This is a genomic window from Gluconacetobacter entanii (genome assembly GCF_013155425.1).
Lineage (GTDB): Bacteria > Pseudomonadota > Alphaproteobacteria > Acetobacterales > Acetobacteraceae > Novacetimonas > Novacetimonas entanii.
In genome coordinates, this window is record NZ_JABJWD010000021.1 from 1 (window position 1) to 12,668 (window position 12,668).

13 protein-coding genes and 1 tRNA gene are annotated in these 12,668 nt (G+C 63.5%); 5 read left to right on the forward strand and 9 right to left on the reverse strand.

Annotation, left to right across the window (positions count from 1 at the left end):
• Window positions 1–125: 125 nt before the first annotated feature.
• From HNH97_RS04755 to HNH97_RS04775, 5 genes are all read right to left on the reverse strand, one after another.
• Window positions 126–1,280, reverse strand: coding sequence for an energy transducer TonB (locus HNH97_RS04755; RefSeq protein WP_110912472.1), 1,155 nt, complete (start codon window positions 1,278–1,280; stop codon window positions 126–128).
• A gap of 158 nt (window positions 1,281–1,438) precedes the next feature.
• On the reverse strand, window positions 1,439–2,230 hold the full coding sequence (locus HNH97_RS04760; protein ID WP_110912473.1) for an alpha/beta fold hydrolase: 792 nt from the start codon (window positions 2,228–2,230) through the stop codon (window positions 1,439–1,441).
• 21 nt (window positions 2,231–2,251) lie between these two features.
• Complete coding sequence (locus HNH97_RS04765; RefSeq protein ID WP_171790072.1) at window positions 2,252–3,274, reverse strand: NAD(P)H-quinone oxidoreductase; 1,023 nt, start codon at window positions 3,272–3,274, stop codon at window positions 2,252–2,254.
• Between the two features lie 483 nt (window positions 3,275–3,757).
• Window positions 3,758–5,218, reverse strand: a complete 1,461-nt coding sequence (glnA, locus tag HNH97_RS04770; RefSeq protein ID WP_110912474.1) for a type I glutamate--ammonia ligase — start codon at window positions 5,216–5,218, stop codon at window positions 3,758–3,760.
• 134 nt (window positions 5,219–5,352) lie between these two features.
• Window positions 5,353–5,691, reverse strand: a complete 339-nt coding sequence (locus HNH97_RS04775) for a P-II family nitrogen regulator (protein ID WP_110094874.1) — start codon at window positions 5,689–5,691, stop codon at window positions 5,353–5,355.
• Between the two features lie 199 nt (window positions 5,692–5,890).
• Here HNH97_RS04775 and HNH97_RS04780 point away from each other — a divergent pair, with 199 nt between their 5' ends.
• Together HNH97_RS04780 and HNH97_RS04785 are read left to right on the forward strand one after the other, a co-directional pair.
• Window positions 5,891–7,066 carry an aminotransferase gene (locus HNH97_RS04780; RefSeq protein WP_110912475.1) on the forward strand — a complete coding sequence of 392 codons (1,176 nt, stop codon included), beginning with the start codon at window positions 5,891–5,893 and terminating at the stop codon, window positions 7,064–7,066.
• An 86-nt stretch (window positions 7,067–7,152) separates the two neighbouring features.
• Window positions 7,153–7,228, forward strand: a tRNA-His gene (locus HNH97_RS04785).
• A 26-nt stretch (window positions 7,229–7,254) separates the two neighbouring features.
• On the opposite strand, the gene HNH97_RS04790 is transcribed toward HNH97_RS04785, so the two are convergent.
• Both HNH97_RS04790 and HNH97_RS04795 read right to left on the reverse strand, forming a co-directional pair.
• A complete protein-coding gene (locus HNH97_RS04790) occupies window positions 7,255–8,133 on the reverse strand; it encodes an NAD(P)H-binding protein (RefSeq protein WP_171790073.1) in 879 nt (292 codons plus the stop codon).
• Window positions 8,134–8,146: 13 nt separating this feature from the next.
• Window positions 8,147–9,523 (reverse strand): hypothetical protein, encoded by a 1,377-nt coding sequence (locus HNH97_RS04795; RefSeq protein ID WP_216657532.1) that lies wholly within the window; start codon window positions 9,521–9,523, stop codon window positions 8,147–8,149.
• Window positions 9,524–9,709: 186 nt separating this feature from the next.
• Here HNH97_RS04795 and rplM point away from each other — a divergent pair, with 186 nt between their 5' ends.
• Both rplM and rpsI read left to right on the forward strand, forming a co-directional pair.
• Window positions 9,710–10,192, forward strand: coding sequence for a 50S ribosomal protein L13 (gene rplM, locus HNH97_RS04800; protein ID WP_110094876.1), 483 nt, complete (start codon window positions 9,710–9,712; stop codon window positions 10,190–10,192).
• Window positions 10,193–10,197: 5 nt separating this feature from the next.
• The gene (rpsI, locus tag HNH97_RS04805; RefSeq protein ID WP_110912478.1) at window positions 10,198–10,701 is read left to right on the forward strand and encodes a 30S ribosomal protein S9; all 504 of its coding nucleotides are present in this window, start codon (window positions 10,198–10,200) and stop codon (window positions 10,699–10,701) included.
• A 288-nt stretch (window positions 10,702–10,989) separates the two neighbouring features.
• Here rpsI and HNH97_RS04810 read toward each other — a convergent pair whose 3' ends face one another.
• Both HNH97_RS04810 and HNH97_RS04815 read right to left on the reverse strand, forming a co-directional pair.
• Window positions 10,990–11,262: a hypothetical protein gene (locus HNH97_RS04810; protein WP_171790074.1), complete on the reverse strand. Its 273-nt coding sequence runs from the start codon at window positions 11,260–11,262 to the stop codon at window positions 10,990–10,992.
• A 160-nt stretch (window positions 11,263–11,422) separates the two neighbouring features.
• Window positions 11,423–12,238, reverse strand: a complete 816-nt coding sequence (locus tag HNH97_RS04815) for a DNA/RNA non-specific endonuclease (RefSeq protein WP_244949315.1) — start codon at window positions 12,236–12,238, stop codon at window positions 11,423–11,425.
• Between the two features lie 107 nt (window positions 12,239–12,345).
• Between HNH97_RS04815 and HNH97_RS04820 the strand changes: the two genes are divergently transcribed.
• The gene (locus tag HNH97_RS04820; protein WP_110912481.1) at window positions 12,346–12,534 is read left to right on the forward strand and encodes a hypothetical protein; all 189 of its coding nucleotides are present in this window, start codon (window positions 12,346–12,348) and stop codon (window positions 12,532–12,534) included.
• The last annotated feature ends 134 nt before the right edge of the window (window positions 12,535–12,668 follow it).

Below are 12,668 nucleotides of genomic sequence, written 5' to 3' on the forward strand. Positions count from 1 at the left end.
AAGCGATCCATACGGATTTTGAATCACATTTGGTGACTTTGAAAAAGTACAATTCCCAACAGACCCTGGAAAAAGCTTCACCAAAAACTTTTATATTTATTAAAATATTGTTTTAAAACAGTATATTAGTGACGGATCAGGATGTAATTGATCGTCAGGTCGATATCGAAATGGTCCCCCGACATGTCGGGCGGCACGGGCGGCAGTTGCGCATTGCGGAACATTCCCGTCGTCGCGGCATCGAGGTAGTACGAACCCGACTGCCCCGTCAGGCGCACCTTTGCCACCTGCCCGTTGCGGTCCAGCACGACATGCACCGACGAAGGCCCTTCCTCGCCCGCGCGGGCGGCTTCTTCGGGGTAGTACATGTGGCTGCGGATCCACTGGTCCAGTTCGGAGGCGTAATCGTCGCTTACGCCATGGATCTGCGTATTGGTGGAATAGGGGGCGTTGATCTTCCCGTTGCTGACCAGTGGGCCGACGGACAGGTCGATGGGCGATCCCGAACCACCCGCGCGGCCATGCCTGCTGCGATGCGGCAGCGGCGACGGCGCGAATGACAGGTCCATGGGCGAATGCAGCGACGAATGCGACCTGCTGGAGGACTGATGGCGTGGCTGCTGGGCGGGATGGGTCGAATGACCGGGGCTCTGCATGCCGGGATTGAACTGCTGCTGATCCTGCGACTGCGGCACCGACAGGTCGGAGGGCGCCTGCGTCAGCGGGGGAGAGGACGGGGTCTCCGGCGTCGGGATATTGGGCGCGGGGGAGGAATCCTCGCTCTGTTCCTTGGGCGCGGTGGCGCTTTCGGACGTGCTGTGCTCGCTTTCCTTGCGCGGGGCGTCGGCGCCACCGGCCATGTCGGGCGAGGACTGCCCCTGCATCCCGCTGGAAGAAGGGGGGGAGAACACCATCTCCACCTGCGGGGATTCAGAGGAGGAGGACGGATCGCCGTGCGGGTTGTGGTGGGCGGAACTGATGATGATCGCGCTGAGCAGGGCCGTGTGCAGCAGGATGGAGATGCTTGCGGCCTTGCCCGCGCCCGGTTCCTCAAGCGTATCGGGGCGGATCAGGCCGGACGTGACAGGCCGCAGCGCGCGATAGCCGGGGGGACGCGGGACGATTTCGCGCGATTCCAGCCGTTCGTTCTCACGTGTGTCGGGCTGGGACGGCGCGGCAGGCGGCGGGGCGGCAGGACGGTCCGATCCGTCCCCGCGCGGGATCAGTACGGGTTCCACGGCATGGCGGTACCGGGAAGAAGGACTGAGTGTCACCGTCATGAAAGGGCGCGTTTCTCCGCCTTGGTGGATGGCTGCAATCGCAACGGCAGGGTGCCGTCACTATCGTGCCATCACCTGCCCCAGCTTGCCAGCATAACTGCGGGGACAGGTCACGATGTCAAGAGCGATGCCGCACATGTCCCGCCATTGTGGGTGTTTCAGTAGGTTTCGACGAAGTTTTCGAGCAGTTCGGCAAAGCGTTCCGGATTTTCGACATGCAGCCAGTGCCCGGCCTTTTCGATCAGTTCCAGCCGGTAATTGGGGAACAGCCGGCGCATCGTCATGTAATGTTCGGGGCGGATATAGGGCGAGTTCTCCCCCGCGAGGAACAGCGTCGGCCCCGGATAGCTGTAGCCTTCGGGGATATAGGGCCAGCTTTCGACATTGGGCATCGACTCCACGATTTCACGCAGCCCGATGCACCAGCCCGGATTTTCCCCCACGCGGATATTCTGCAGCATCAGCGCGCGGACATCGGCATTGGGGATGTAATGCTGCAGCAGCATGTCCGCGCCCGCACGGTTCAGGTAAGGCGGGAAGGAGACATGCAGCATCTGTTCGCCCAGCCCGAACTGCCCATGGCCGGTGCGTGCGGGCGGGATGTCGGCGACAAGCAGGCTGTGGACCATGCCCGGCCGCATCAGCGCCAGCGTCATCGCCACCTTGCCCCCCATCGAATGTCCCACCAGCGTCGCAGGCAGCGCGTTGTGATGGGCCAGCGTGTCCAGCAGGTCGGCCGACATCGTGTTGTAATCCATCAGCCCGTGCGGGCTTGCGCCATGGTTGCGCAGGTCGATGGCCAGCGTCCGGCGCGTGCGTGCCAGCCTGCGCTGGAAAAAGCCAAGGTTGCGGGCCCGCCCGAACAGCCCGTGCAGCAGGACGACCGGCGGCCGCCCCGCATCCTGTCCCGATGCTTCCTCCGGACCGCGTTCAATCACATTCAGTAGCACCGAGATTACCTTGTCCCTGGTTCAAGCCGTCTGGAGGTTCAGGATGATCTTTCCACTATGCGCTCCATTTTCCATCAGCTTATGGGCATCGACGACCTGCGCAAAGGGGAAGGTGGCGTGGATCAGCGGACGGACGGTCTTTTTTTCCAGTAGCGGCCAGACCTGCTGGTGCAGTTGTCGTGCGATTTCCGCCTTGTAGGCGTTGCTGCGCGGGCGCAGCGTCGTGCCCGTCACCACAAGGCGCCGCGTCATGATGCGCGCCAGGCCGATATTTTCCGCCCGCGCGCCCCCCTGCAGCGCGATGATCACCAGACGCCCCTCGGGGGCAAGGCAGCGCAGGTTGCGTTCAAGATAGGCGCCGCCGATCATGTCGAGGATGATGTCCACCCCGCGCCCGTCCGTCAGTTCGGCGATGCGGGCGACGAAATCCTCCTCATGGTAATTGATGGCGGCCTCCGCCCCGATGGTCGTGCACAGTTCGCACTTTTCCGCCGTGCCCGCGGTGACATAGGGAATGCCCCCCATCTGGCGGACAAGCTGTATGGCCACGGTGCCGATGCCGCTGCTGCCGCCATGGACCAGCACCCGCTCCCCCGCGCGCAGGTGCGCGGTCATGAACAGGTTGGACCAGACGGTGAAGAACGTCTCCGGCAGGGCGGCGGCGTGGATGGCGTCGAATCCTGCGGGCCATGGCAGGCACTGACCCGCCGGTACCACGCAGTACTGCGCATATCCGCCCCCGTTGGACAGGGCGCAGATGCGCGCGCCAATGGCGGGGAAGGCGTCATCGGCAATGCCGGGGCCACGGGCGACGACTTCGCCCGCGATCTCCAGCCCCAGAAGCGGGCTTGCCCCCGGCGGCGGCGGATACAGCCCCTTGCGCTGCATGATGTCGGGGCGGTTGACGCCTGCCGCCATGACACGCACCAGCACTTCGCCCTCGGCAGGCGTGGGGAGGAGCACCTCGCTGATCGTCATGACATCGGGGGGGCCGGGTTCGGCAGTGGTGACGGCCTGCATCATGACCGGAAGGGTGGGGTTCATGATCGTCCTTTCGTCCGTATCGCACGCATGACAGGAAAAGCAGCCCGGTGGCAGGCCCGCCCGTTACGGGCATGTGTGGCGCGCGCCTCGGGGAAAGCGCGCATGGGAAGGCCATCGGGGAAATATCCGCAACGGATATCCTCACCGGGGGATAGCATATCGTGCGTCGGTATCATGCCCCGATCACGTCCCGGCCCGATGACATGTCCGCGTGCGGTGCGTAACGCCGGGGGCGCAGGGTGGGTTCTGGTGTGTCGCTCAGGGCTCCGCCCTGAAACCCGCCAAAGGCATTGCCCTTTGGAAACCATGACTTTTCCCGGCAAAACACTGAAAATAATAAAAGTTTTTGGTGAAGCTTTTTTCAAAAAGCTTCAAAGCCACCGGCGTCCCGAATCAAAGTGACACGCATGAAAAAAGGCGCCGGGATCGTATGATCCCGACGCCTTTTGCGTCACGCCGCAACAGGTGCGTCGTAACCGGTCCTCAGACCGAGTAGTACATCTCGAACTCGGCCGGGTGCGGGGTGTGTTCGAACTTGAACACTTCTTCCCACTTGATCGCGCAGTAGCTTTCGATCTGGTCCTTGGTGAACACGTCACCGGCGAGCAGGAACTCGTGATCTTCTTCCAGCGCCTTGAGCGCGTCACGCAGGGAGCCTGCGACGGTCGGGATCTGCTTCAGTTCCTCGGGCGGGAGGTCATACAGGTCCTTGTCCATCGCTTCGCCCGGATGGATCTTGTTCTTGATGCCATCAATGCCCGCCATCAGCATGGCCGCGAATGCGAGGTAGGGGTTCGCGGTCGGGTCGGGGAAGCGGACCTCGACGCGCTTGGCCTTCGGGCTTGTCGCATACGGGATACGGCACGAGGCCGAGCGGTTGCGCGCGGAATAGGCCAGCAGCACCGGCGCTTCGAAGCCGGGGATTAGGCGCTTGTAGGAGTTGGTGGACGGGTTGGTGAACGCGTTGAGCGCCTTGGCGTGCTTGATGATGCCGCCGATGTAGTACAGCGCCTCGTCCGACAGGTCGGCATAGCCGTTGCCGGCGAAGGTCGGCTTGCCTGCCTTCCAGATCGACTGGTGGACATGCATGCCCGAACCGTTGTCGCCATAGATCGGCTTGGGCATGAACGTCGCCGTCTTGCCATAGGAATGGGCGACGTTGTGCACGCAGTACTTGTAGATCTGCATGAAGTCGGCCGATTCCACCAGCGTCGCGAACTTGGTGCCAAGTTCATGCTGCGACTGCGCGACTTCGTGGTGGTGCTTTTCGATCGGCAGGCCCATCTCGCCCATCGTGGTCAGCATTTCGGCGCGCAGGTCGCCTTCGCTGTCCACCGGGGCAACCGGGAAATACCCGCCCTTGACGCCCGGGCGATGGCCCATGTTGCCTTCGGGATAGTCCTTGAGCGACGCGCCGGGGCCTTCGATGCTTTCAAGCTCGTACTTGCCGTAGTTCGGGCCGGTGCCGAAGCGCACGCTGTCAAAGATGAAGAATTCGGCTTCGGGGCCGAAGAATGCCGTATCGCCCAGGCCGGTGGACTTCAGGTACTGTTCCGCCAGCTTCGCCGTCGCACGCGGGTCACGGTTATAGAACTGCCCAGTGGAGGGTTCGACGATGTCGCAGATCAGGATCAGCTGCGGCTTGGCCGAGAACGGGTCCATGACCGCCGTCGTCGGGTCCGGCAGCAGGATCATGTCGCTTTCGTTGATGGCCTTCCATCCCGCGATGGACGAACCGTCGAACATGAAGCCCTCGTGGAAGGTGTCTTCCTCGATGGTGGTGACATACTGCGTGGTGTGATGCCACTTGCCGCGCGGGTCGGTGAAACGCAGGTCCACCATCTCGACAGCGTTTTCCTTGATCAGGCTGAAGACCTTGGCGACTGCTTCAGCCGAAACGCCGGAGGTCGGGGAAGAAGGGGTACCCGATGCTTTTTTTGGCATTGTTCTCTACCTGCCTGTGGTGAACGGTTCCGCAGCAAATGACGCGGAGACCGAAACGGTTACGAAAAAGGAATGCCCGTGTCGAGGGGGCCGTGCCGGTGCGCGCGGACGTGCGGGCACGGACATGTCACATGTCAGACGGCATCCTCGCCATGTTCGCCGGTACGGATACGGATCACGTCCTCGATGGGGGAGACGAAAATCTTGCCATCGCCGATGCGGCCCGTGCGCGCGGCGCTGATGATGGCGTCGATCGCCCGGTCCGCCAGATCGTCCGAGCATACGATTTCCAGCTTCACCTTCGGAAGGAAATCGACGATGTATTCGGCGCCACGATACAGTTCGGTATGACCTTTCTGCCGGCCGAATCCCTTGGCTTCGGTCACGGTGATGCCCATCAGGCCGATTTCATGAAGGGCTTCCTTCACCTCGTCGAGCTTGAAGGGCTTGATGATGGCCTCGATCTTTTTCATGCCGCGTCGTCAATCTCCAGTCTTGCGGACCGGCGGCATTCCGGTACCAGATCGTTTCCTGCGGGAACGGACGCAGATGCCGTACCAGGTTCTTTTCGCCTACAGGTTTGCACGGGTTGGGGTTTCAGGCAATCGGATGGTATTGCAAAAATCGCAACCTTGGCGTCAGTCATTGCCGCTTATGGACAGGATGGCAGGTATGAAACCCGCAAATGCGATGCTGTCGGCGCTGCCGACGACTATTTTCTCCGTCATGTCGGCACTGGCGCTGGAACATGACGCCGTGAACCTGGGGCAGGGGTTCCCCGATACCGAAGGCCCGGCGGACCTGATCGACGTGGCCGCCGCCGCCCTGCGCGATGGCCGCAACCAGTATCCGCCGCTTGCCGGACTGCCGGAACTGCGCGCGGCGGTGGCGTCGGCCAACCTGCGTTTCTGCGGCATCGAGGTCGATCCCGCGACCGAGGTCGTGGTGACCTGCGGCGCGACGGAGGCGATTACCGCGTCATTGATGGCGCTGGTCAATCCGGGGGACGAGGTGGTCGTCTTCGAACCGCTTTATGACACCTACCTGCCGGTGCTGCGGATGCTGGGTGCGGTGGCGCGCCCGGTGCGCCTTTTGCCGCCGGACTGGTCCCTGCCGCGCGAGGCGCTGGAGGCGGCGGTCGGCCCGCGGACCAAGGCGATCCTGCTCAACACCCCCATGAACCCGACGGGCAAGGTCTTCACCCGCGCGGAACTTGAATTCATCGCTGGCCTGATGGCGCGCCACGATGTCTATGCCGTGTGTGACGAGGTGTATGAACACCTGACCTTCGCCCCGGTGCGCCATGTCGCGCTGATGTCCCTGCCGGGGATGAAGGCGCGCACCATCCGCATCGGCAGCGCGGGCAAGAGCTTTTCCATGACGGGATGGAAGGTCGGATACGTCACCGCGCCCGCGCCGCTTGCGGCCCTGGTGGCGAAGGCGCACCAGTTACTGACCTTCACCGTCGCGCCGAACCTGCAGCGCGCGGTGGCCGTAGGGCTGGAAAAGGACGGCGCGTATTTCCTCCAGCTATCCGAAAGCATGCGCCAGTCGCGCGATATCCTGACGCAGGGCCTGCGGGAGGCCGGCTTCGATGTCCTGCCCTGCGATGGCAGCTATTTCGTCATCGCCGATTTCGCCCCGCTGGGCTTTGGTGGCGATGATGTCGCCTTCTGCCGGGCGATGACATCCACGCTGGGCGTCACCGGCATTCCGGTTTCCGCCTTCTATGACCCCAATGGCGCACCGGGGCCGCGCACGCTGGTGCGCTTTGCATTCTGCAAGCGGCCCGAAGTCATTGCCGAGGCGGTGCGGCGCCTGCGCCGGGCAGGAGAACTGCGGGGATGACGCGGTGGTGTCCGCCGAAACGCAACATGGCGTAAAAAGGGTTATTGACGCGCCGCAGAAGAGCCTCTAAATCACCCCTCGTTGCGGCGGATGTAGCTCAGTTGGTAGAGCGCCAGGTTGTGGTCTTGGATGTCGCGGGTTCGAGCCCCGTCATTCGCCCCATCATTTCCCTTTGAAAAACTGTTCGGTCATTGCGACGCGCCAAGAAACTGGCGCAGTCCCTCGTCGGGCGTGCGTGGCGTAAAGCCGAGCGCCGCGCGCATGGGGTTGATGTCGAACGCCTTGTCCTCGGTCAGGCGGCGGATCTCCGCCGGGGTGACGCGGGGCAGGCCCGGCAGGCGCGATGTCACGCGGCACAGTCCCATCAGCACGGATGCCGGGACATCAAGGACCGGGCGCCGCCGCAGGCCCGCATGGCGCGCCACCAGCGCGACCAGTTCGTGATAGGCGACGGCCTGTCCCCCCGCGATCACCAGCGCATGTCCGCCCTGCCACTCACGCCCCAGCGCCGCCATGATGGCGCGGGTCACGTCGTCCTGGAAAATGGGTTGCACCAGCGCCCGCCCGCCCGAAGGCAGCGGCAGGACCGGCAGCCGCCGGATCAGGCCGAGCAGGCGCCGGATGTTGTTTTCCCCCTGCGCGCCATAGATCATCGTCGGATGCAGCATCACCCCGTCGCGGCCGGAGGACAGCAGCGCCTGCTGTCCCTGCGCCACGCCCATGCCATGGGCGTCGGGCCAGCGCGTGAACATGCGCGTGCTGCCCAGGCAGACCAGCGACGCGGCAGGCGGGGCGGCGGCCACGATGGCCCCGACATGGCGTGCATGCGCGGTGGAGACGATGCGTCGCGCATCCTGCAGCGCAGATGCCACGGCGGATGGTGGGTCGGTGAGGTCAAGGCGCCGCGCCACCCCCGGCAGGCCCGTCGCCCGCCACCGTGCGACATCGCGCACCAGCGGCACATACGGGACCCCCGCCTCCAGCAGCGCCGCGCACAGGGCGCGTCCCGACCGGCCCGATGCCCCGATCACATGGACCGGGGCGTGCGGGACGGGGGGCGGGCGCATCGGACGGCGGCCCTTATGGGGTGGAAATCGTCAGGCCCAGCGGGGCGGCGATGGACGGGTCGCTTGCCATCGACATGGCAATCCCGATCATCATCAGGTTCACCGGCTTCATCGGCCGCAGCGCAAGCTGTAGCGGATGGTCGGCAGGCGATTGCAGGAACCGGCCCAGTGCGCGCATGGAGGCGTCGTCGGACGCGGCCAGTCCCGACAGCAGCGCCTGGCGGTATTCATCCACCGGCGTGTTGCGACTACGCGCGAGGCTTTCGATCACATGCCCGGCCAGTGACCTGTCATCCCACGTGATGGCGGCAGAGACGACGCGCGCCGTTTCCGGGATGACGGTCATGTCGTCAAAGGGAATCTGGTCCAGTTCCGCGATCACCGTCAGGTTGCCCATGTCGGGCGCCTCCACCGTCAGGGGTTCCAGTCGCAGGTGCCCCGCCGTGCGGTCGCCCGCGCTGACCGCATGGACGTTGCCCATGAAATGGTCATAGCCGAACGCATTGAGCAGCGACGGACTGTCGGTGCCCGTGGACCAGACCGCAAGGTTGGTCAGGCGGGTGTCCATCTTGTCCTCCACCTCGGTCGAGGTGCGTGAGGAGACAAGCCTGTCCACCTGCAGAAGCGGGTGCGAACTGTCGATCGCCCCCTTCTTCAGTTCCAGCTTGTAGGGATGGGTTTCATGGATCAGGTGTCCCGACTGCGTCAGGCTTGCGACCTGTCCGGCGAAATCCGGCCCGTCAAGCTGCATGTGGTCCACCGTGATGCGGCGGGTGGGGGTCAGGTTGATCTGTGTCGCAAGGTGATCGAGGTCGAGGTGGGAGGACTGGCCCAGCCCGTAATCGCTGACCCGCATGTGCGCGACCGTCATGTCCGTCTGGGTCGCGGGGGCGGCGATGTGCAGGTTGGTGAAGTCACCTTCGCCCAGCACCAGCGAATCGAAGCCCAGGGACTGCGGCGCATTGCCCGCGGGCCGCGCGCTGTTGGGCAGCGTCAGGTCCGACAGGTCCACCTCGTCAAGGGAGAAGGTGTTGCCCCAGGCCATGACCTGCACCTTCTGCAGGACGATGCTGCCGATTTTTTCCCCCTGGACATTGTTCCCCTTCATGCCGCCCAGCTTCACGTTCGCGGCGGTCAGCGTCATGGCCGGGTTATGGTAGGTCACGGCGGTAAAGCGGGCGCCACGCGCCAGTGTACGGGGTTTCGCCGTGGCGTAGCTGAAGCTGGCGTCCGGCCCGATGGCGGCGCGGAAGTCCGCTATGCCGGCCTCCAGCCTGCGCTGGGCGAAGTGATGGAGGCCCCAGCCGCCCACCACAAGGACAAGTGCGACCATCGGTAAGGCGGGAAATATTTTCTTCACGAGCGCGGTGTCCACAGTGATCTCTTGCATGTCAGCTATATCATTCACAGGGGGCGGGGCAATCTTCTGGTGGCAAATATTGTGGTATCATATTACCACAAGGCGATTTTCTGCGGGAAAGTGCGGAAAATTGGCAATGTCCTCTTGACGTTTGCGTCGTGTCCGAGGATAACGCGCCACCCGTTACCGCTCATATCAAGACGGAACACTGAATCCATGAAGACCACACTTTCCCTGAAACCTGCCGAGGTGACACGGGGCTGGACCCTGATCGACGCCGAAGGCCTGGTCCTGGGCCGGCTGGCCGCCATTGTCGCGCAGCGCCTGCGCGGCAAGCACAAGCCGCAGTTCACCCCGCATGTTGATTGTGGCGACAACATCGTCATCATCAACGCCGAGAAGGTCCGCCTGACCGGCAACAAGGTGTCGCAGAAGCTGTTCCATTACCACACCGGTTATCCGGGTGGGATCAAGCAGCGCACGATCACCCAGCGCCTTGAGGGCAAGAACCCCGGCCATGTCGTGCGCAAGGCTGTCGAGCGCATGATCACCCGCGGCCCGCTGCAGCGCGCGCAGATGAAGCACCTGTATGTCTATGCAGGCAGCGAGCATCCGCATGAAGGCCAGAAGCCGCAGGTTCTCGACGTTGCGGCGCTGAACCGCAAGAATTCCGTCTCCAGCCACCAGAACGGGGCCTGATCACCATGTCTGAAACCCAAGAACGTACAGGCACGCTGGCCGACCTGCAGGGAGCAGTCGCGTCGGGTCAGATCGAGGCCACTGAAAACGCCGCACCGGTTTACGAAGCCAAGCGCGATGCGCAGGGCCGTTCCTATGCCACGGGCCGTCGCAAGGACGCCGCCGCGCGCGTGTGGATCAAGCCGGGCAAGGGCGACATCATCGTCAACGGACGTCCGGTCGGCACCTATTTCGCCCGTCCCGTCCTGCGCATGCTGATCACGCAGCCGTTCCTGGTGGCTGATCGCTACAACCAGTTCGACGTCTACTGCACCGTGACCGGTGGTGGCCTGTCGGGTCAGGCGGGTGCGGTCCGTCACGGCATCAGCCGTGCACTGACGCATTACGAACCGGCCCTGCGTGGCATCCTGAAGGCCGCGGGCTTCCTGACGCGCGATCCGCGTGTTGTCGAACGCAAGAAGTACGGTCGCGCCAAGGCACGTCGTTCCTTCCAGTTCAGCAAGCGCTGATTGCAGATCCTGTTGCGTCTCTCCCGCTCCTGCGGGGGATGCGATGGGTCAGGCGAGTATCGGAAAACGGGGTGGGCCAGTCATGGTCCGTCCCGTTTTTTGCATTTTGGGCAGCAGGAACCGCACGTGGGAGCGTCCGGTTGCGCGCACGATGATTGGCAAAAAACAGGGCGCCTTGAAGCTTTCTGAAAAAAGCTTCACCAAAAACCTTTATTATTTTGAGTGTGTTACCTGATCCGGGGTCGATGGCGCGGAGGCATCATATGCCCCGGCTTACGCCCCAACACCCTACATGAACGGATTATCCACCTTCCCGCCCTTGTGCGATGGGGGCCTGATGGCGGCGGGCAGGTCCGGCGTGGATTGCAGTCTGTCCACCACCGACTGCAGGAACGCCAGCAGGTCCTGCGCCTTGCGCAGTCCCGCCCTGTCACGGGTCAGGTCGGTCTGTCCGTAAAAGGCGATGCTGTCGGTGCCGTTTTCGACCGTGATCCCGTCAATCGTGCAGGATGCACTGTCATCGGCAAAGGGGACCAGCGCCGGTGGGGTGGGCTGTTTCATGTTGTGACTCCGGTATCGGGCATGCATGTGCGTGGGGCATCAGTCTCGGGGCCCCGACTGTATTGATGTTCCCCTGCCGGAAGCGGAATTCCCGGCAGGATGAATACGAATGTTACGGATGGGATGCCATCCATAAGGTAAAGGGAATGCGGACATCATATCAGTACCGCCAGTAATGATGGACACGGCGCTTGTGACGCCGTGATGTCGTGTGCCGGACAGTCCGCAGGGGCAGGGTAATATAGGTCTGTTTCAGCGCGGCGGGGAGTGCGGGGAACGGATCGACCCCCACCGTGCGGATCAGCACGGCGATCGTGACGCGCGCGCAGGTGGGATTGCGCAGCGTGTTGTGGCACACATAGACCCCTGCCGCGTGCTGGCGCGGGTCATAGATGGCCTTCCATGTCGAGGTCGGGACCAGCACCCGGTCGCGCCCGATGCTCGACAGGCGGCGGGCACGGAAGGCCGGGCCGGTCACGACATAGACCTCGCCATCTTTCTCGGCGAGGCGGCGGACCGCGCTTTCGATTTCCTCCCACCTGCCACGGTTGAGCGCGGCGCTCTGCGGCACGACATTCGACAGGCGGAAGCTTTCCGCCTGCATGGCCTCATCGGGCATGTCCCCCGATGGCGTCATGTGGCCCCGGTCGTAGCCGGAATGGACGTAATCCTCCAACTGCGCGCCTTCGCCGGCGGGCAGGCGTTCATCGGGCTGGAATTCGCCCCGCCGGGGTGTGGATTCGGCCGCGCGGATGCTTTCGGCCGTCAGGTGCTCGGCGGACCAGATCGGTTCGTGCGCAATTCCGGAATGCAGCACCACAAAGGCCGTGTTGCACAGCAGGCGCGCCTGTGCCGACAGTTTTTCGTTCGTCAGGGCCGGCAGGCGTCCGTCCGGCCCCATGGACTCGCATGGCGCCGCCCGTGCCCCCGAGGCCAGCAGCAGCATGGCGCATGCCAGTAGGGAAGGGACACGCATTTTCATGGGGTCGGCACAGTGGCGGCGGGACGGGGACGGAGGAACATGTGGTGGTCGAATCCTGTCATGTCTGTTAATGACGGCGGCAGCAGAGCGAAGGTGAATACATGACGGACGAGACCCCGCATGTGCGTTATGTGCAGGCCCCCGACCCGGACAAGGTGGTGCTGCGGCGACGTGAAAAGCCGCTGACCCCGGTGCAGCGGAAACTGTATGTCGGCATTCGTGTGCTGGTGATCCTTCTGGCCTGTGTGGCGGTGGGCGACATGGTGCTGCACTGGCTGCGCCCCGCCTGAAGGGCGGAAGGTATTTCAGGACAACCCGCTGGTAAAAAATAAAAGTTTCCGGGTGTCCCTTTTTTCAAAAAGGTGGCGTCTTTTGAAGCTTTTTGAAAAAAATCCTCACCGAAAACTTCTGTCCAATGGCTGTA

Bases quoted from the DNA above. Each gene is read 5' to 3' on its own strand.
- glnA (WP_110912474.1), bottom strand. From the start codon at position 5,218: ATGCCAAAAAAAGCATCGGGTACCCCTTCTTCCCCGACCTCCGGCGTT.
- HNH97_RS04780 (WP_110912475.1), top strand. From the start codon at position 5,891: ATGAAACCCGCAAATGCGATGCTGTCGGCGCTGCCGACGACTATTTTC.
- rplM (WP_110094876.1), top strand. From the start codon at position 9,710: ATGAAGACCACACTTTCCCTGAAACCTGCCGAGGTGACACGGGGCTGG.
- HNH97_RS04810 (WP_171790074.1), bottom strand. From the start codon at position 11,262: ATGAAACAGCCCACCCCACCGGCGCTGGTCCCCTTTGCCGATGACAGT.
- rpsI (WP_110912478.1), top strand. From the start codon at position 10,198: ATGTCTGAAACCCAAGAACGTACAGGCACGCTGGCCGACCTGCAGGGA.
- HNH97_RS04815 (WP_244949315.1), bottom strand. From the start codon at position 12,238: ATGCGTGTCCCTTCCCTACTGGCATGCGCCATGCTGCTGCTGGCCTCG.
- HNH97_RS04790 (WP_171790073.1), bottom strand. From the start codon at position 8,133: ATGCGCCCGCCCCCCGTCCCGCACGCCCCGGTCCATGTGATCGGGGCA.
- HNH97_RS04755 (WP_110912472.1), bottom strand. From the start codon at position 1,280: ATGACGGTGACACTCAGTCCTTCTTCCCGGTACCGCCATGCCGTGGAA.
- HNH97_RS04765 (WP_171790072.1), bottom strand. From the start codon at position 3,274: ATGAACCCCACCCTTCCGGTCATGATGCAGGCCGTCACCACTGCCGAA.
- HNH97_RS04775 (WP_110094874.1), bottom strand. From the start codon at position 5,691: ATGAAAAAGATCGAGGCCATCATCAAGCCCTTCAAGCTCGACGAGGTG.
- HNH97_RS04820 (WP_110912481.1), top strand. From the start codon at position 12,346: ATGACGGACGAGACCCCGCATGTGCGTTATGTGCAGGCCCCCGACCCG.
- HNH97_RS04795 (WP_216657532.1), bottom strand. From the start codon at position 9,523: ATGCAAGAGATCACTGTGGACACCGCGCTCGTGAAGAAAATATTTCCC.